General features: G+C 55.1%; 17 protein-coding genes and 1 tRNA gene. 10 read left to right on the top strand and 8 right to left on the bottom strand.

From position 1 onward, the window contains the following. Positions 1-389 precede the first annotated feature (389 nt). The 5 genes from BBOMB_RS06960 (at position 390) to BBOMB_RS06940 (ending at position 3,635) form a co-directional block, all read left to right on the top strand. On the top strand, positions 390-1,286 hold the full coding sequence (locus BBOMB_RS06960; RefSeq protein ID WP_044088114.1) for an AbaSI family restriction endonuclease: 897 nt from the start codon (positions 390-392) through the stop codon (positions 1,284-1,286). A gap of 184 nt (positions 1,287-1,470) precedes the next feature. Beyond that, positions 1,471-2,247: a hypothetical protein gene (locus BBOMB_RS06955; RefSeq protein WP_044088113.1), complete on the top strand. Its 777-nt coding sequence runs from the start codon at positions 1,471-1,473 to the stop codon at positions 2,245-2,247. Continuing rightward, positions 2,234-2,512 (top strand): hypothetical protein, encoded by a 279-nt coding sequence (locus tag BBOMB_RS06950; protein WP_044093332.1) that lies wholly within the window; start codon positions 2,234-2,236, stop codon positions 2,510-2,512. The genes BBOMB_RS06955 and BBOMB_RS06950 overlap by 14 nt, the downstream gene beginning before the upstream one ends. 47 nt (positions 2,513-2,559) lie before the next feature. Then, positions 2,560-2,952 carry a hypothetical protein gene (locus tag BBOMB_RS06945; RefSeq protein ID WP_044093331.1) on the top strand — a complete coding sequence of 131 codons (393 nt, stop codon included), beginning with the start codon at positions 2,560-2,562 and terminating at the stop codon, positions 2,950-2,952. Continuing rightward, positions 2,949-3,635 (top strand): hypothetical protein, encoded by a 687-nt coding sequence (locus BBOMB_RS06940; protein ID WP_044088111.1) that lies wholly within the window; start codon positions 2,949-2,951, stop codon positions 3,633-3,635. Before BBOMB_RS06945 ends, BBOMB_RS06940 begins: the two co-directional genes overlap by 4 nt. Before the next feature lie 934 nt (positions 3,636-4,569). Here the strand turns inward: BBOMB_RS06940 and BBOMB_RS06935 are convergent. After that, a tRNA-Ser gene (locus BBOMB_RS06935) sits at positions 4,570-4,654 on the bottom strand. Between the two features lie 408 nt (positions 4,655-5,062). Then, complete coding sequence (gene serS, locus BBOMB_RS06930) at positions 5,063-6,349, bottom strand: serine--tRNA ligase (RefSeq protein WP_044087890.1); 1,287 nt, start codon at positions 6,347-6,349, stop codon at positions 5,063-5,065. 179 nt (positions 6,350-6,528) lie between these two features. Between serS and BBOMB_RS06925 the strand changes: the two genes are divergently transcribed. Continuing rightward, positions 6,529-7,635 carry a diacylglycerol/lipid kinase family protein gene (locus BBOMB_RS06925; RefSeq protein ID WP_044087881.1) on the top strand — a complete coding sequence of 369 codons (1,107 nt, stop codon included), beginning with the start codon at positions 6,529-6,531 and terminating at the stop codon, positions 7,633-7,635. 236 nt (positions 7,636-7,871) lie between these two features. On the opposite strand, the gene BBOMB_RS06920 is transcribed toward BBOMB_RS06925, so the two are convergent. Together BBOMB_RS06920 and BBOMB_RS06915 are read right to left on the bottom strand one after the other, a co-directional pair. Then, on the bottom strand, positions 7,872-8,507 hold the full coding sequence (locus BBOMB_RS06920) for a DUF421 domain-containing protein (protein WP_044087879.1): 636 nt from the start codon (positions 8,505-8,507) through the stop codon (positions 7,872-7,874). Between the two features lie 90 nt (positions 8,508-8,597). Further along, complete coding sequence (locus tag BBOMB_RS06915; RefSeq protein ID WP_044087878.1) at positions 8,598-9,035, bottom strand: DUF3290 domain-containing protein; 438 nt, start codon at positions 9,033-9,035, stop codon at positions 8,598-8,600. Between the two features lie 257 nt (positions 9,036-9,292). Between BBOMB_RS06915 and pgm the strand changes: the two genes are divergently transcribed. From pgm to rpiA, 3 genes are all read left to right on the top strand, one after another. Next, the gene (pgm, locus tag BBOMB_RS06910; protein ID WP_044087889.1) at positions 9,293-10,969 is read left to right on the top strand and encodes a phosphoglucomutase (alpha-D-glucose-1,6-bisphosphate-dependent); all 1,677 of its coding nucleotides are present in this window, start codon (positions 9,293-9,295) and stop codon (positions 10,967-10,969) included. Between the two features lie 229 nt (positions 10,970-11,198). After that, the gene (locus BBOMB_RS06905) at positions 11,199-12,437 is read left to right on the top strand and encodes a ribonuclease H family protein (RefSeq protein WP_044087877.1); all 1,239 of its coding nucleotides are present in this window, start codon (positions 11,199-11,201) and stop codon (positions 12,435-12,437) included. Between the two features lie 82 nt (positions 12,438-12,519). Next, entirely contained in the window at positions 12,520-13,218 is a 699-nt protein-coding gene (gene rpiA, locus BBOMB_RS06900; RefSeq protein WP_044087876.1) for a ribose-5-phosphate isomerase RpiA, read from the top strand. 260 nt (positions 13,219-13,478) lie between these two features. Here the strand turns inward: rpiA and tpx are convergent, their stop codons facing one another. Then, on the bottom strand, positions 13,479-13,985 hold the full coding sequence (gene tpx / locus BBOMB_RS06895) for a thiol peroxidase (RefSeq protein ID WP_044087875.1): 507 nt from the start codon (positions 13,983-13,985) through the stop codon (positions 13,479-13,481). 235 nt (positions 13,986-14,220) lie between these two features. Here tpx and dinB point away from each other — a divergent pair, with 235 nt between their 5' ends. Next, a complete protein-coding gene (gene dinB / locus BBOMB_RS06890) occupies positions 14,221-15,717 on the top strand; it encodes a DNA polymerase IV (RefSeq protein WP_044087874.1) in 1,497 nt (498 codons plus the stop codon). A gap of 67 nt (positions 15,718-15,784) precedes the next feature. Here dinB and dapC read toward each other — a convergent pair whose 3' ends face one another. The 3 genes from dapC to BBOMB_RS06875 form a co-directional block, all read right to left on the bottom strand. Next, positions 15,785-16,978 carry a succinyldiaminopimelate transaminase gene (dapC, locus tag BBOMB_RS06885; RefSeq protein ID WP_044087873.1) on the bottom strand — a complete coding sequence of 398 codons (1,194 nt, stop codon included), beginning with the start codon at positions 16,976-16,978 and terminating at the stop codon, positions 15,785-15,787. Positions 16,979-17,317: 339 nt separating this feature from the next. Beyond that, a complete protein-coding gene (gene fdxA, locus BBOMB_RS06880; protein WP_044087872.1) occupies positions 17,318-17,641 on the bottom strand; it encodes a ferredoxin in 324 nt (107 codons plus the stop codon). Positions 17,642-17,693: 52 nt separating this feature from the next. Next, positions 17,694-19,205 carry an amino acid permease gene (locus BBOMB_RS06875; RefSeq protein WP_044087871.1) on the bottom strand — a complete coding sequence of 504 codons (1,512 nt, stop codon included), beginning with the start codon at positions 19,203-19,205 and terminating at the stop codon, positions 17,694-17,696. Between the last annotated feature and the right edge of the window lie 154 nt (positions 19,206-19,359).

Below are 19,359 nucleotides of genomic sequence, written 5' to 3'. Positions count from 1 at the left end.
AGACCACTGCCTTCTTTGAGTATTAGTCTGCAACCCCTAAAATTGTCTGTTATGACCAAATAATATGTCTCTATTTATTCCGATTTGACAAGATTGAGCCTTTAACTTATTATCTTTTATAAAAGATACCTTGTTTAAAGGATAATAATAGATTGGATTCAGAGTTATGCTGTTACACTACATTTTGACCGCCACATCACTAGGACAACTGTTGAAGCTTACGAACAATGCCGATCGCACAAACTGAAAAGGAACCCAACCCACGAATCTTTGAACGCAGTTCGATGATTTCCTCCCTCTGAAGTCGCGTACAGCACATTCCCGAGCAGTACCCAAAAGACAAAACCTTGAATTTTAGTATTCTGTAATTGGATTATAAGGAGAATAAAATGGATAAATTGGATTATTTGATTCGTACGTTGTCTAGAACCAAACGTAAAGATTACGAAAATTACGTGGTAAATGCAATTTGGAATAGATTGGGCGCAGACGATATCAAGCCTGTCACTCAACAGCCGATTTTACACGGAGACGGGCATTATTCCTTCATTGATCTCTATTTTCCCCAAATTATGGTTGGCGTGGAATGCGATGAAGCATATCACGAATCTCAGCATCAACAAGACGCGGACCGCGAAGTTACCATAGCCGAAGTGCTCAGGCAAATTAAAGAAGGCGAAAACGAGTATTATCCGATTCATATCAAAGTGAATCAGCCATATGAAAAAGTGGAGGCCGAAATCAATAAGTGTGTGGACTCTATTGCCGAAAAGGTTAGATGCCAGAAAGAACAAGGAAAGTTCACCCCTTGGTGCGGACCGGAAAGCTATATTAAGTTTTACCACGACCTTAACGAAGTAGACGTTTCGAACGACATCGGTTTCCCCAGGATTGTTGACGCGGTTAATCTTTTGTGCGATGCCAATTACAAAGGGTTTCAAACGACTTGGTTTATCCCCTCGCGGATGAGACCTCTTTACGGAGACAAATACGCGGTTTGGTTCCCTAAATTGGCAGTAGCGAACAAGGCAGTGGCTCGGGGCTGGAACAATGAACTGTCGAAGGATTGGGAACTCATCTACGAATACAACGAGAATAGGGATGTCGTCGATGAAGTAAAGAATGATGATATTCGTATCACTTTTGCAAGAAGTAAGGATCCGATAACTCGAGTTTCGGAGTATCGGTTCGTGGGGGTGTTCAAACGCATAGAAAACAGTGAGGACGGCAAACGCAAGCAGTATAAACGTATAGCCACCACATTCCCGATCTACCGAGCACATTGAGACAGTTCAAATCACCCAATTCTGAGAGTTCTTGATCTTGAAGAGAGGACATGCTCATGTTTACAAATTCGGACTTCAACGAAAACAATATCGAATGCCACACAAGGCGGGAAACAGGATGCAATATTGCGCAACGAAACAGCATTATCGTAATAATGCATTTGCGATAATCGTAGGGGGATGAATGGCTGAGTCACCCAAAAAAGTATCGTTCATCGACGAATATTCATATGATGAATTAATCAAGTTTCTGAAAAACATGATTCCAGTGGCCGAGGCAGCAGATAAGGCGAATCAAGCCAAAAATGTTCTGGTGCATGCAGCTCTCTCCGAATATCAAGGTGCATTGGATTTCTATTATAGAAAACTAAACATGGCGGCATTTTTGACCGCGGCCAGTTTGGGCGCACTAGGAGTGCTGCCACATCGACTATTATGGATTCCCATTATCGTGTTTTGCGTAGGCATAATCATGGTTCCGGTCGCGATTCTCGCGGGTAGAAACAGCAACGCTGCACTTCAGGAGCTCCCTGAGGTCAGGAGTCAGGAACGAAAACTGGCAGCCGGACTTAACAAGATGCACCGAGAATACCCTGAGCTCGACCTCATCCCCTCTGAATACCGTCATGCCGACGAACTGAACAACATCATTGACATATTAGGCGACGAACGGCTTTCGTTTGGCGATGCGATGGAGCTTAATGAGGTCAGAAAACATCATCAAGCCATACAGCAACTACAACAGGATCAGGCTGAACAGCGGCAACGTAGTGCATATTATAAAGAAAAGACGTATCCTCTAAAGACAGTCAATATCATCGAAGCCGGGAAAACATTAGAAGAATGGCAAACTCGGGTTGAGCCCCTCCAAAAGAAAAACGATAGACTGCGGGATATTATTCGACAGCATGGCGACGATCCCAACGAAATTGCAAAAGGAAATTTCGATGAACAGGACTGAATCTGAGCGCGCGAAACTTATAGCAGAGCTGACACAGATTGAGCAACAAAGCGAGGCTGAAAATGTCAGCGAGAAAAAGAAACAAGAGAGAGACTTGGTACAAAGCGATAGCGACTCCCTATCCACAAATTCAGACTTGGCTATTGTTGTCGCCTTCATCGTTCTGGTTGGGACGATTCTGGTCTGCTCGCTTATGAAAAAATGGAATTATGCTTCCGTTGGTGCCGCCGTAGCAACCTTCCTTTTTTTTGTACGCCATCATTGAGGATATGCACCGCTCCAAAGTCGAAAAGCTTATCCCTCAGTTCACCAATGACTACGAACAAGCAAAAAAAGGCCGCAGATCGTACTGCGGACGCCGCTGCCGCCCTGAAAAACATGCTCCCATCTGGATACAGCGATCCTACGGCAATTCGGAATATGTTAAGAGCGATGCAAAGTGGTTATGCACAGACTCCCGAGGAAGCTCGACAGTACCAAGATGTATGCAAACGGCGAGCCGATGAGCAACAAGCAGAACAGAGTTTGCTTAATCAACTTACCGCACAAGCCAATGAGGATCAAGACACTTATGAAGCTGAGCTCGCAAAATTGGAAGGGATACAAGCAGAGATATCCCATTTACAGTCTCGAGAAGGCGAATTGGACGCAGAAAACGACCTCTTCCTTATGCGTATAGGCAGTTATTCCAAAGAAAAGCGATGATAGAGAAAATGAAAGAGCAAAAACAAGATCGCGGGCATGGTGTCATCATCGCAGCTCTAATTGGTTTGCTATTGTCACTGACATTGCTGACAATCGGTTTGCATGCAGCCTTCCATAAGACTGATGCACCAGCAAAGGCAAATTCCTTATCGGAAGCTTCTCATCAGAACAAAGCTTTCGATGGGGAAACTGATGGCAAAGGCAAATCAAACGACACCGCGAAGCAGCTTGAAAAGCGCGAGCATGAACTTGAAGAGCGACAGCACGGGGGTTACGGTTCACAAGCTCAAAGCTATGCACCTGAAGGCTCACAGACGAATCCAAAAACCGACATCGCACGTGCCTACTGGGAATGTAGCCCTCAGTCACTTCTTGATGAGACTAACTTTATATATCAACTTTCGGATGACCAATCAGAAATGACTTTACGCATAAATTATCCTTCTCAATTTGCTGATTACAATATAGGCTGCTTAGCCACCAATCTAAATTTAAGAACCACCGAACTGACAAGTGAAGGCACACCGGATCATGGTTGGCGTAAACATTGCATAGACAGTTACTGCATTACTTCAAGAATCATGAATAGTGGCACTCTTGCCCCCGACGGTTCGACAGGCTGGATCGATGTAATAATTAAGGAACAAAACCCCGAAGGCGGATACGACTCATCGATGCAATGATACCATCGGTTTAATTCGAGACCTATTTTCAACCCGATGTGGCCAGATTGTTCGGAAAGTGTTTTCATAAAGCTCGGCTCTGGTACACGCTTATTCTCAAAGCAGTAATTCTCTTAAAAGGAGCTTTCACACAGAGAGCAGCCCGTGCCTCCCTTAGACTGATCGGTAAAACGATCGATATCCAATTATGCCAAAGGTCACAGCCAGCGCTATTTCGAGAAGCCTTTCCGTAGGCAACAGAGAAGATCGAAAGACAAAAACAACGGTGAAGCTCTCAAATCGCCCCGTTTTTACTTCGCTGCCATTCAGCAAAGTCGACTTGAGGTAAATAATAACAAAAGAAGGTGAAGAATGAAGATTGTTAAGTTAAAACTGTCTAAATTATTAGATTAAAGTGATTACCACTGGTTATCATTCGTTGGCAATATGAAGCTATTCGCCTATCGAACAACCAATGATATTTGAGATGACAAAAGCATACAAGATAAAGAATCCGCACGAAACAATGCCGGGCAGACTTTTACCTAACGTAGACCGTTCCTGCCCGAGGTAGTCCGCAGATAACCGATACGGTCCATAAGCATGATGTACGTGGCGATATTGTCCGCCTCAGCCATCAACGACAGCGACAATCACCACGATCGGCTCCCCCAGGCAGCTGTCTCATGGTTCGGCCTTTCCTTTTTATCGGGTATGATGTCCATCCTTTGTTTTATGAACACCGCACTATATCGTGACGCGATTGTGGCGTATAGACCTGTTTCGAATCAAATCAGGTGCCCCCTACGGGTTTTAGCCATCCTCTTAATCCTCTGCACGCACTGGTAGGCGATCTCACCACCTAGGATTGAAGCACTCCCCACAAAGCCGAAATTATTAGGCCACTATTTTCAAAACAAAAGGGCTCCGAGCGTTAACCCGAAACCCTCATTTGCGGACAGGGCGAGATTCGAACTCGCGGTGGATTGCTCCACAACGGTTTTCAAGACCGTCTCTTTAGACCGCTCAGACACCTGTCCATGTTGCGTCAATCGACATACACCGAAATACGCAACTGAAGAATTATAGCAAACTCCCACCGACAGACAACAACACGAAACACGGCCCGACCCTCAACACTCGAAAAAGAGGAAGGGCACCACGAAGCCGATGAATAAAGAGGAAAAGCGATGACGCCCCTTGTATTGACCCAGCTACAACAACGAACCCTAACCCTACAAAGCAGCAGTCAGTAACCATGAGCCAGAAACCATAACGCACAGGTCATCAGCAATCAGCGCCCGTCGGCGGCCATCGGCCAACAATCAAAAACGTCAAATCACGATTGCGACACAAGGCTGGGTGACACAACACTAGAAAGAACCCGCCGGCAGCCGCAAGGACTACGACGGGTTCAGATATTCATCACAAGGACGATTGCGGAAGACTCAGGCCTCCCACTTGGTGGGTTCGATGACCTCTCGCCCACCCATATACGGACGCATGGCCTGCGGAATGGTGATGGAGCCATCGGCGTTCTGGTGGTTCTCCATAATCGCCACGAGCCAGCGCGTGGTGGCGAGCGTGCCGTTAAGCGTGGCGACGGGCCTTGTGGTACCGTCCTCCAGGCGTTCGCGAATGTTCAGACGGCGAGCCTGGTATTCGGTGCAGTTCGAAGTGGAGGTGAGCTCACGGTACCGACCCTGGGTGGGCACCCAGGCCTCGTTGTCGAACTTGCGCGCAGCAGAGGCGCCGAGGTCACCGGCCGCCGTGTCGATGGTGCGGTAGGGCACATCCACCTTGGCAAGCATCTCCTCCTCCATGGCCAGCAGCTTGCGGTGCATGGCGCGGGAGTCCTCCTGCTTGCAGTAGACGAACATCTCGACCTTGTCGAACTGGTGCACGCGGATGATGCCGGAAGTGTCCTTGCCCGCCGCACCGGCCTCGCGCCGGTAGCAGCTCGACCATCCGGTGTACTTGAGGGGTCCGTTGGAAAGGTCCAGAATCTCGTTCTCATGCATGCCGGCGAGCGCCACCTCGGAAGTGCCGACCAGGTACTGGTCGTCGGGTTCGCGAAGTCGGTAGATCTCATCGGCGTGCGAGTTGAGGAATCCGGTGCCCGCCATGACCTCGGGACGCACCAGCGTTGGGGTGATGGCCAGCGTGAATCCTTCGGCCTCCGCCTGGTCGACCGCCATGGTGAGCATGGCGATCTGAAGTCGTGCCACCGCACCGCGAAGGAAGTAGAAGCGCGAACCGGAGACCTTGGCGCCCCGCCTCATGTCGATTCCGGCCACGCCTTCACCCAGCGTCAGATGGTCCTTGGGTTCGAAGCCCTCAGCCGCGAAATCGCGGATCTTGCCCACCTTCTTGACTACCACGTAGTCGTCCTCGCCGCCTTCGGGAGCTTCCGGCTCCACCAGGTTCGAGAGCTGCCAGATGGCCTTGGTATATTCGGCGGAAGTCTTGTCCGCCTCCTCCTTGAACTGGGAGACCTGACCCGCCAATTCCTTGGTCTGGGCAATCAGCACCGCCTTCTCTTCGGCGCCGGCCTGGGCGACTTGTTTGCCCATCGCCTTCTGGCGTGCACGGGCGTCTTCGAATTCCTTGAGCGCCGTCCGCCGCTGAGCATCCGATGCAAGCACCTCATCGACCAGTTCCACCGACTCACCGCGCCGACGCTGGGATTCCTTGACTTCATCTGCATGATCACGGATAAATTGGATATCTAACATGCTTTTAAGGGTACTTCTGTAAGCCGACACGGCAGCGAGTAGGCCCGTCATCCACATGAGGGGTGATTCCCGTTGTATGCGTAAACAGCTGACGGGGAACGCGTCACATGAAGGTAATAGGCGAGTATTACACTGCTGAGAAAGCAACAAGTTAAAAACATAGCCGAACATCTGTAAGGATGGCAACCATGTCGAGAACCGCGATCATAGTGACGGCAGCGATAATCGCCGCCGTCGTGCTCGTCGTGGCCGTATGTTTCGGCAGATACGCATACAGACGGCATCAACGCGCGCAAGTTCTGAATAAACGAGAGGACGACCAGGTTCGCTATGCGTTCGTCATGAATCCCTCCAAGCCGCAGGCCAAGCGATGCCGCATGCAGATCAAACGTTTCTGCCGCAGGCGCGAGATAACGGATTTCGTATTCATCGACACGACGCTCGAACGTGACGGATACGCGTGCGCCAGGCAGGCGTTGGCCGACGGGGCGAGTGTGGTTGTCGCGGTGGGCGGGGACGGCACCGTGCGCACCGTGGCAAGCGCCATGGCGGGAACCGGGCATGCCATGGGCATTGTACCCATCGGAACCGGTAACCTTTTCGCCCGCAACATGGGCATTCCCGTGGACGACATCGAGGCCGCGCTCACCGTGGCCACTTCCCACGGGGAACGCATGGTGGACGTAGGGCGTCTGAGTCTACTCGACAGTGAGAAGGAAAGGAAGGTCGGGCACGCCTTCCTCATTATCGCAGGCATCGGTTTCGACGCCCGAATGATAGACGACACCAGCCCCGAACTGAAGAAAAACATCAGCTGGCTCGCCTACTTCTCAGGCGGCATGAAGAACATGTTTACTCCCAAGTATCGTGGAAGCATGAGCCTCACCACCGCCGACGGCACTACGCATACTAAAGAGGACTTGGAGTTCCGCACATTCATGAGCGGAAACTGCGGACAGATTCCGGTGTTCTCCCTCATGCCCAACGCCGTGTATGACGATGGCGTGCTGGATTTCGAGATCATCGATACCAGAGGCGGGCTGCTTGGCTGGGTGAACCTGTTTGGCGACGTAATGCATCAGACCATCACCGGCAAAGCCGAACAGGCACCTTGGACCACCAACTCGACCATCGACCAGCTTCAGGGCATCAGCGCCGAAGTACGGCTGGAGACACCGGCGCTCGCACAGGTGGATGGCGATACGCTTCAGGAGACCAAACACATCATGTTCACGGTTGAACCGCGTTCGTTGTGCGTGCGCGTGCCGATTACAGCGAATCGCTGATCTCGCCCCCTTTTGCCAAGAGATTCTTCATCCAGACAACTACATCAATAGGAAGCGCATATGATCAGCACCACGCATCTTGCGAGAAGCCCTTTGGCTGACGACTGAACACAACGTGCACACACCCCACCAGGTGGTCTTCTAGCCGGTCCCACACCGGCTGGGAAACGTTGCTGGGTAGTCTATGTGCCGGGCTGTGCGTCTACACATAATCAGACGGCCACCGCGCACAAACCTCAGTTGTTGTAGCCGGTTATCTTCAGCTTTCCGGAATCATTCTCGGCCAGATAGACCGAGCTTATCTGCGAATAGCCCTGCTTCTTAAGCTGAGCGTCAAGCCACTCCTGATCATGTCCGGTAGCCTCCAGTGCATCCTCATCGACGTGCCCGTCCACGATGAGCGGCAGGCGCAGCATGTCGTCGCCATACGAGATGACCGTGAGCTGGCCGCTTTGCTCAAAATAGGCCTTGCGTATCTTGGAAATCTCATAGACGCCCTGCGAACGCAGCTTGAGCATCAGATCGTTGGCCGAGACGCCGTATTTCATGCATGAGGACACATCTATCTTCCCGTTCGTGACCAGGCTCACCGTGCTTCCGTCGATGATCTTCTTGAAGAAGCCGTTGTGCTCTTTGAGAACCTTGATCACCATGCACAGCAAGGCCCATGTGACAAGCACGAAGAAGAAGTCGAGCACCGTGATGTCGGCGTTGTAGATCACACCGCCCACAATGGCGCCGAGTACGTAGTTCTGAATCTGGTCCATCGGCGAAGTGGGAGCCAGGTTGCTTTTCCCAAACAGATTGATGTGGACGATAAGGAAGACAATCCCCAATACGAGTTTTGCTATGAGTGTGGCATTGATGAACATGACCGCCGCCTTTCGAAGATATTCCTAAGGATATGAAAAATACGATTTCGTTGATGGTTATTTATTTGGGGAGGTATTCACGAGAGCAGATCACTGCTTCACCTGGATATCGCCCAGCGTGTGAGCCGGCGTAAGTGTATAGACAGTGTAATCGGTGTTCAATGTGACGGTATAGTAATCATCTTTGATTTTCACGATGACATCGTTGTTGAGGTATCTTGAGTTGACCAAGACGTCTTCGGTCGATACATGACGGTCCTTAGCAACGCTCTGCACGAAATCCACCATTTGGGTAGCCTTTGCCGATGCGGTTTCGTTCTGCCGGTAGTGCACGTATCCATAACCTGTGCTGAGGATGACCAACAGCAAGGCAATCACCGCGAAATCCCGGTATTTCGACTGCCTATGGCGCAGATATAGCATCAAAAACAAAGCCAACGCAATGAATGAAATCACTATGACGGCGATGGTGACAATCTGGTTCACGCCGTTTTGAGATTTAAGATACGAAATGCCATAAAACGTCATTCTCTTTCCTCTCCTAATTATTTATGCCGATATTGTACGGATTTTTCTCCTCACACAACTCTGAGTTATGCCCATTAGCGTACTCACAAGAACAGACTCACGTTTACGACACGGAGACACGGATATTCTCTGCTTTATGCACGCTACCTCACCGATATTGCGAAATAGTCACCATCTGAGACTTCACGATATATAACAAAACGCTCCAAACTTGAACATTATTGAACAAAAATGCAAACCGTGGCACAATGGATGGCATGGTAGCAAACAATGCGGGTATGCCCGCCACCCCTTCCGATCTCATTGACGTCGATGAAGTCATCGGCGACTACTACGACCTCATCCCGGACCCCGCCGTGCCGGCCCAGCGCGTGGCGTTCGGCACCTCCGGGCACCGTGGTTCGTCCCTGAACACGTCCTTCAATGAGGCGCACATCGTCGCGATCTCGCAGGCCATAGCCGAATACCGCAAGGACGCCGGGGTGAGCGGCCCCCTGTACCTCGGCCGCGACACCCATGCCCTGTCGGAGCCCGCCATGAAAACCGCCATCGAAGTGCTCGTGGCCAACGAGGTGCACGTGCGGGTTGACTCCCGCAACGATTTCGTACCCACGCCGGTGGTTTCCCAGGCCATCCTGACCCACAACCGCGCTGCGGACGGCTCCCAGCGCTTCACCGGCGCCGGTCTGGCCGACGGTATCGTGGTGACGCCGTCGCACAACCCGCCCACAGACGGCGGCTTCAAATACGACCCCGTCACCGGAGGTCCAGCACCAACCGAAGTGACCGAGCGCATAGCCCACCGCGCCAATGAGTTACTCGGCGCCTTCAGGGACATACGACGCGTGCCTTACGAGCAGGCGGTGAAATCCGAGTTCGTGGAACGCTTCGACTTCCGCGAGCACTACGTGGCCGACCTCGGCAACGTCATCGATTTCGATGCAATCCGCTCATCCGGCGTCAGACTCGGCATCGACCCGCTGGGCGGCGCCTCAGTGAACTATTGGCCGCTCATCAACGAGAAGTACGGTCTGAACATCGATGTGGTGCGCCCCGAGGTGGACCCCACATGGCGGTTCATGACCATCGACCATGACGGGAAGATCCGCATGGACCCCAGCTCCGCGTACGCCATGAAGGGCCTCGTGGACTCGCTCAACGGCGGCGCATGGAGCAGGTACGACCTCGTCGGCGGCACCGACCCGGACGCCGACCGCCACGGCATCGTATGCCCCGACTGGGGCGTGATGAACCCCAACCACTACCTGGCTGTATGTGTGGAGTATCTGTTCGGCGGTGCACGCCCCGGCTGGCCCGAAGGTGCCGGCGTAGGCAAGACAGTGGTCTCGTCAAGCCTCATCGACCGCGTGGCCTATTCCATCGGTGCGAAACTGGTTGAAGTGCCCGTCGGCTTCAAATGGTTCGTCGACCCGCTGTTCACCGGCGAGGTGGCGTTCGGCGGCGAAGAGAGCAGCGGCATGAGCTTCCTGCGGCGCGACGGGCGCGTGTGGACCACGGATAAGGACGGCCTGATTCCCGACCTGCTGGCTGCAGAGATCACCGGAAAGACGGGAAAGAACCCTGCCCAGCTGCATCAGGAGCAGGTCGCGCGCTTCGGCGAAAGCTGGTACAGGCGCATCGACACCCCCACGACGCTGGAGCAGAAGCAGAAGTTCGCCTCCCTGAGCCGCGACAGCATCAAGGCCACGAAGCTGGCGGGACAGCCCATCGAGCAGGTCATGACGCAGGCGCCGGGCAACGACGCCCCGATCGGCGGCCTCAAGGTGACCACGAAGGACAACTGGTTCGCCGCCCGCCCCTCCGGCACGGAGAACATCTACAAGGTGTACGCGGAGTCCTTCGATTCACCGCAGGCCCTCGACCAGGTGCTTACCGAGGCGAGCGACGTGGTGGACGCGGCTCTTGCAGACTGACCGGAACATCCCACGGCTTCCTCATGCAAACGCACCAAGTCCTCATGCCCGAACACGACATGAGGACTTGGCCGGACAAAGGAACGCATATTAATGGCATTCCATACATCACTGAAGCCAAAGAACGGCCATATCTGGCATGACACACCGGTGCCGCCGAGCCTACGAGCGGACGCGCAGGCCTAGAAAGCCACAAGCCTTTTCTACCGACCCCCGTAAGCTTGAAACCATGATCACGGTTTCGACAGACGGCAGCGCTCTAGGCAATCCAAACGGCCCCATGGGCTGGGCTTGGGCTGACCACGCGGCCAACGCAGCCCACACCCCAGGCCACAACCACGACGGGAACTGCGATGCGGGAGGCGCCACCAACGGCACCAACCAGATCGGTGAACTGTGCGCCGTGCTCGAAGCGCTGCGCGCGCACCGCGGATCCGAGCCGCTGACCATCGAAACGGACTCCCAGTATGCCATCAACTGCTCAACCACATGGGTGCGCGGCTGGAAGAGGAACGGTTGGAGAAACTCCCAGAAGAAGCCGGTGAAGAACGCACCGCTCATCAAGGCCATCGATGCGGAGATCAGCGGACGCGAAGGCCCGGTGAAATTCGTTTGGGTCAAAGGCCACAACGGCAACCCGGGCAACGAGAAGGTGGACGATCTGGCGCACACCTATTCCGGCGACGCGCGCAGCGGTGTGAGGGACGGCTACCTACCGCTGGAAGGCTGGCAATCGCTGTTGGCCTCCGAATACGCCAAAGGCCTGGACATACCAGCCGATGCGCGGATGCTTATCGACGGCAAGATCACGCAGGAGCAGTACCACTTGGGTCGCGGTGAGGGTGGTGACGAAAACAGCAACGAGAGCAATACAGGCCATTTTCACCCTTCGTCATCCTCCGAGACGGCCATAAGCGAAGAGAACGACGCCAAGTCGCCCGATGATGATTCCAACGAAAACACAGGCGATCAGATTACGGCCAGACCAGCCTATGGCGACGATACCATTGACGACATTGACATTAACAGCGACGACGGCGACGATGCGGAGCCCAACGATACCAACGACACCAACGATACCAACGACACCACAGACGGCATGGACGATGATGAAACCGATTCCACCACGCATGGAGATGTGGCCGATTCTGATTCCACCTTCGATGGTCCCAGGCACGGTTCGGGAAATGAATCGGATTCCCACCAAGGCAATGATCCTCGCACCCAAACGACGGATCAAACTCCGGACCGATCCGACCATGCGGGCACTCCGCGCCTCTCCGCCTCCGGACTGTACGCCACAGGAACACTGGCGATAACACCGCCGCCGAATACCAGCAACTCCTTTGACGGCAACCCGCGCTTCGTCAGAGGAGCCATAGTCGTGGAAGGGTACGTTGAAGGCGACGGAACCTTGCGTCTGAGCGGAGCGCCGTTCCTGATGAAGCTTTCCAGGCCGAACAAGTAGACGCCGCAAATAGACAAGCTGCGTTATCATGAATCTGTATTCCGCATGAATCGTGTGAAATCAACGATATGAAGGAGCAAGGATGGATCAGACACAGCAGAACGCACTGAAGAAGGCGGCCGGCATCGAAGCCGCCAAGATCGTGGAAAACGGCATGACTGTAGGTCTTGGAACAGGTTCCACGGTGCGCTACCTGGTGGATGAACTCGGACGGCGGACCCAAGAGGAGGGCCTGAAATTCACAGGAGTGACCACCTCACGGCGCACTGCCGAGCAGGCCAAGGGCTACGGCATCACCATCGTTGACATCGATGACGTGGACCGCATCGACGTCACCATCGACGGCGCCGACGAGGTGGACAGCAACTTCAACGGCATCAAGGGCGGTGGCGCGGCGCTCCTGTGGGAAAAGATCGTCGCAACGAATTCCGACAAGATCGTATGGATCGTGGACGAATCGAAGGTCGTGGACACCATCGGCGCATTCCCGCTGCCCGTGGAGGTCATCCCCTTCGGCGTGGGCCATGTGATCAAGAAATTCGAGACCCGCGGATACAAACCCACCCTTCGCCTGGACGCGGACGGCAAGCCGGTGCTGACCGACGAGAACGACTATGTAGTTGATCTACATCTTGGCCGTATCGACCATCCGGAGGATCTCGGCACAGATCTCATCAACACCGTGGGTGTAGTGGAGCATGGCCTGTTCCTGCATATGGTGGACACCGTCATCGTCGGCGATCCGAACGGCCCACGCGTCATGACCAACAGCAATAAATAAGAACGGTCCGGACAAGCCCGCATCATGGCGGGCCCAACATGGTCGTGCCTGCCAGACGAAGAGTTTGGCAGGCACGACCATAGGCATTGAACCTACGAACAGATAGGAACCGCCTCGCACACGCCAGACACACGAGCATTCGTGGCACACGGACATCCGACGGTGTGCCACGACCCCGGCGACCACGTCTCCGGAACCAACGGACCCGCCCCAGGACCGGCATACCACCCTGGTCCGTTCACGCCAGCGGCGCCGGACATTTAACCAAGAGCCTCAATTGCGGCACGCGCCGCGGCGTAATCAGGTTCATCATGAACTTCAGGCACCTGCTGGGTGTACTTCACCAAACCATCGGAGCCGATGACCACCACACAGCGCGACAGCAGACCGCGCATAGGTCCGGTTGTGATGGTGACTCCGTAATCCTCGCCGAACGAGGAACGGAACGCAGAACCAGTCACCACGCCATCAATGCCCTCAGCACCGCAAAAACGGGCCGTAGCGAAGGGAAGGTCCTTGGATACACACAGCACGGTGACGTCATCGTATTCCTCGGCCACCTTATTGAAGTTGCGCACCGACATCGAACACGTGGCGGTATCAACCGACGGGAAGATGTTGAGCACGAGCTTATGACCCGCGAACCGCGCTGAATCGAAGTCGTTGAGATCCTTATCGGTAAGAGTGAAAGACGGCGCCCTATTCCCGACCGCCGGAAGAGTGCCTATTGTCTGTGTGGCTTGGCCACCTATGTTGATTTGCGTCATGCCCTCATTGTCTCACAACCGCAGGGGTCGGTCGAATACTTACGCCTGCCGAATAAGCGCTTGCCAGTCAACGCACAGCACCGACACCATGATGGCCGCGGCCCTCCGACCTGCATGGCACACGGCGCGACGGCGGAACGCCTCAGACGACCTTCGAGCGCTCCATTCCGCATCGGCTTCTTCTCCCGCATGCGGATGGCTCCCATAACCTTATGGCATCGTCTACAATGGAGACATGAGCACTGCGCCAAGACTAGCCGCCGCCAAGCGAGACTGGGGGCACGACGAGACCGGCTGCACCGTGCTTCACATCGACATGGATGCCTTCTACGCTTCGCTGGAGACCGCACGCAACCCCTCTCTTGCAGGCAGACCCGTCATCATCGGAGGCTCGGGACCACGCAGCGTAGTCTCCGCCGCCAACTATGAGGCACGCGCATATGGGGTCAACTCGGCCATGCCGATGGCACGGGCACGGCAGCTTTGCCCTGACGGCCAGTACGTATCCGTGGATATGGCGTATTATCGACGGATGTCACGATGCATCTTCACCCAGGTCTTTTCCCAGGTGACCGACCGCATCGAACAGGTATCGGTCGATGAGGGCTACATGGATGTTTCCGCGGCGTTGCTCCGGTGGGGCTCGCCGAGCGCGATAGGCGCATGGATACGCGCCGAAGTGCAGCGCCGATTCCACATCACATGCTCGGTGGGCATCGCCTCGAACAAACTGGTGGCGAAGATGGCATCCACCAACGCCAAGCCGGATGGCATGCTGCTCATCCCGTTATCCCAACAAGCGGCATTCGTGCAGATGATGCCATTGCGAGGAATCCCGGGCATAGGACCATCGCTGGAACGGAAATTGGAGGCATGGGGCATCACGTCCGTGGCCGATCTTGCCGACACCTCCGAAGAGGCGCTTGCACAGGCCACCCATTCAAAAATCCTGGCCCATAATCTGCATCTGGCCTCGCACGGACTTGACGAGCGCCCCATCGTTACGGACGCACCGGAAAAATCCATAGGCGCGGAGGTGACTTTCGAAGAGGACACCCGAAGCATGGTACAGGTGGCCGCCCTCCTTCATCACTGCTGCAACGAAGTCAGCGCAAGCCTGCGCAAGAAGGGACTGGTGGCCCGCACCGTGACCGTGAAGCTGCGGTTCGCGAACCTGTCTTACTCGACGAAGGCCCACACATTGGAACGTCCGGTCGACACCACGGACGCCATGTACCCGGAATCCTTACGGCTGCTCAGATCCATGCTCGGCATGGGCAGCTCGCTCACCGACGACGCCCTCTTGCCGCGTGAAGTGCGTCTTGCCGGTGTAAGCGCCAGCACCTTGAGCGCCAAGGACACCACGCCCGTGCAGCTGAGCATCGAGGATCTGTTGGGGCAAGGCCAGAACCAGCGCACGCGCCCGATCGGAAACGGAGGCAAGGTCTACGGCACGAACGAAGGGAACCGTGACGGGAACTCAGACTTGCAATCCGGACAGGACAACGACCACAGCGTTCGAACCGGTCAGGCGGCAGCCAAAAACCAAAACAATCCCCTTGCGGCGACGCTTCGAACACGAAATGCCACCATCTCCCAATCCGACCGAATGCATGACGCCGAAGCCGCCATCGACGCGGTGCATGCCAAGTACGGCAAGCAAGCCGCGAGCCTGGGCTTGGAGCATGGGGTCTGGCGCAACCCGACCGGGCTAACGGCACCGAAGTCGTGAGGATCGCGATGCATACGGAACAGTCACGAATCGTTCCGTATATGGACCGGTCATGACCGCGATATTTTCATCTGCTTCGAAGGCGATCGACCGCCGCATCGATTGAGTCATCAGTGGCAGTGACGGAGAAACGCAGTCGGTCAGGCGCACCATAGAACTCGCCGGGGCTCGGGACGATGCCGATGTCAGCCAGCCGCTCCATGTCGCTCCAGCAATCACCGTCGATGGCCTTCACCCACACGTACAGCCCCCCTTGCGGCATCCGCGCATCATAACCGTATTCCCGCAGAGCCTCGACCAACCTCACAAGGCGGGCGCGATACCTGTTATGCTGCTCGCTCACCGAAGCCTCATCATCCAAAGCCGCCGCCATCGCAGCCTGAACGGGCCCCGGGATGATCTGACCTATCTGCCTGCGATAAGCCGTCTGCTCCTCTACCAAGCCCATATCGCCGGCCACCAGTGCCGTACGATATCCAGCCATGTTGGATTGTTTGCTTAAGGAATACAGTACGAGAACGCCTTCCGCACTGCCGGAACACACCTCCAGATCCAGCATGCTGGGCGATGGTGCAGGAAGCTCCATGCCAAGACCCCCGGCTTCATTCACGGCCGGCGCATCGCCGCCGTCACGCCCGCGGACGCCGCCCGCCCAATTCAACAGCGCATAACATTCATCGGACAGCACCACGGCGCCGATGGAACGCGCCGCTTGCACCACGGCAGCTAGCCGGTCCGGCGAAAGGACCTCACCGGTCGGATTGCACGGCGAATTGACCCAGACGGCCTTGACGCCGGAAACACCGACCCACGACCTGACATCCGAAACGTCGGGCACCTTCAACGCCTTGGCACCCGCAAGCTGCGTCCCTATCTCATATGTCGGGTAGGAGACCGCCGGCTGCACCACCACGTCACCCGGCCCCAAATGAAGCAAGGAAGCCATAAGCGCCACGGCCTCCTTGGAACCCATCGTGGGAACGACATCCGCGTGCAACGCCGCCAGATCCACCTGTCGTTTGTTTTCAAACCAGCGGGTGATGGCTTCACGCAGCATACGACCGCCTTTGGTCGCGGGGTAGCCATGCGCGTCCGTTCCATCGGCATGGGCGGCGAGCGCCTCCCGCACGACATCGGGCACCGGATCGACCGGCGAACCAATCGAGAGGTCCACCATGCCTCCCTCGGCCCGACAAGCCTTTTTCTTGTAGGAAGCGATACGCTCCCAATCATATTGGGTCGAATAAGCAGCAAAACCCATGAAAACCCACTTTCACAGTCCGAATCCAAATCGGAGTCAAGTCCAGAAACCACAGTCCAAAGCAATTTCGACGGATATGACGATGCGGTCTTGGAAGCGAACCCAAACAGTCACTGCGGCAGCCCAACCGCCTGCCCGCTGCAGGCAGGTCTACGAGAACAACACTGGACCTCAGCCAAGACGAGGCCATACGACGAAGCGAACCGAGGTCTGTTTCGTGTCGCATGGAAAGCGGACACTACGCCGAAATGCAAGTCCTACCTAGCATACGCCAACCAAGACCTATCCTAGAACCAGCACTCCTGAGAAGGCGGAATCACACCCCGGCTTGCCAATCAATCAATCCTGGTTCTGTGGAGGTAGCGCAGCTACCCTTGCCGGGTCCTTTCCGGACGGGCCGGCCGCCTGCGCACCACCCAAATCACCAATATCGTTGAAATATTCCACAGCAGCGTCGGTATACCACGCCCATTCCTCAGGCACATCATCCTCATAGAAAATGGCCTCAACGGGGCACACCGGCTCACAGGCTCCGCAATCCACACATTCGTTCGGATTGATATACAGCGAACGATCGCCCTCGTAGATACAGTCCACGGGGCATTCATCCACGCACGCCTTGTCTTTGACGTCCACACACGGCTCAGCGATCACATATGCCATAGCATCTCTCCTTACAGACTGATTCTCTTCAGAATACGCGGCGCGCATGACCTCAGACGGTGGCTGGACCATCCTTCGCAACGTCGAGGTCACCACTGCCCAGCCGCGAATGGCCGTACGAATAGCCGAAATAAATGAGGAAACCGATGAACAGCCAGACCAAGAAACGAATCCATGTCAGGATGTTGAGATTGAGCATGAGCCACAGGCATGCCAATGAAATGAGGACGGGCAGCCACGGGTTGCCCGGAATCTTGAACGGACGGCGCAGGTCCGGACGCTTTTTGCGCAGAATCGGTATTGAAAGCGAGACCAACGTGAACGCGGAAAGCGTGCCGATGTTGATCATGTCGGACAGAACACCGACATTCAGGCAGGAGGCCACAATCGCGACGATGACACTCACTCCAATCTGAAGACGCGCCGGAGTTCCATGCTTGCCAACCCTCGAAAGCACCGGAGGAAGCAGGCCGTCTCGGCTCATGGCGAAGACGATGCGGGTCAGACCCAGCAACATGACCATCACCACGGTCGTCAACCCGATGACGATGGCGAACGAGATGATCTTCGCCGCCCATGTAGCCCCTACCATCTCGAAACCGGTGGCCAGCGAGGGACTCTTGGCCTTGGCCAAGTCCCGGTATGAAACCATGCCATTGGTCACAATGGACACGAGCATGTACATGACGATCACGATAGAAATCCCCATGCCGATGCCGAGCGGTACGTTGCGACCCGGATTCTTGGTCTCCTCCGCGGCGCTCGCAACGGTGTCGAATCCGATAAACGCGAAGAACACCAAAGCCGCACCGGAAATGATGCCTGAAATACCGTAGATCGAGGGCTGCTGACCACTGATCCATTGGAAGAGAGGCTGTTGCATGATCGTGCCGCCCGCTGCTCCAGACACCGAACTCGCCGGTTGTGAGGGCGGGATGAACGGCGAGTAATTCGACGGCTTGATATAGAAGAATCCTACGATGACGACGAAAACAACAATCGCAATCTTGAGGATCGTGAAGGCGCCATCAACGCGGGCGGATATCTGCGTGCCGATGACGAGCAGAACGGTGAAGAAGGCGATCACCACCAAAGGGGCCCAATCGAAGGTGAACGAGCCTAAATGAATCTCCGTGGTGAAATGCCCGCCCATCAAATGGATGAAATCATTGAGGTAGATGCTCCAATATTTGGCGATGACCGAACTCGCCATCAACGTCTCCAGAATGAGGTCCCATCCCACTATCCAAGCCATGAACTCGCCCATCGTGGTATAGGTGAACGTGTAGGCCGAACCTGCGGCGGGAATCATCGCCGCGAACTCCGCATAGCACATCACCGCAGCAGCGCATATCACGCCGGCTATCGCGAAGCTGATGATGGAGGCAGGTCCGGCGTGATACGCGGAGGCCTGCGCACCCACGGAGAAGATTCCGGCACCCACGGCCACGGCCACCCCCATGACAGCCAGATCCCAAGGCCCGAGGGTGCGTTTGAGCTTCCTGTCGCCGCTAGTCGTTTCAGAAAGCGTTTGTTCGACGGACTTCGTCCGGAAAAGATTCATCACAGCCTCCACAACATCCTATTTATAAACCCAAATTATAAGTGCGCATGGTACGGATCGTGACAGAACTCCACATACCGACCACACCGAATCCGTTTGCGTGCGGTCCACCAACCTCCGCAATGATGCCGGCTCGCCGTTGAACCGGCACCAC

Origin of the sequence: Bifidobacterium bombi DSM 19703 (assembly GCF_000737845.1) — a bacterium.
Classification (GTDB): Bacteria; Actinomycetota; Actinomycetes; order Actinomycetales; family Bifidobacteriaceae; genus Bifidobacterium; species Bifidobacterium bombi.
This window is presented reverse-complemented; position numbering and strand designations above follow the sequence as displayed.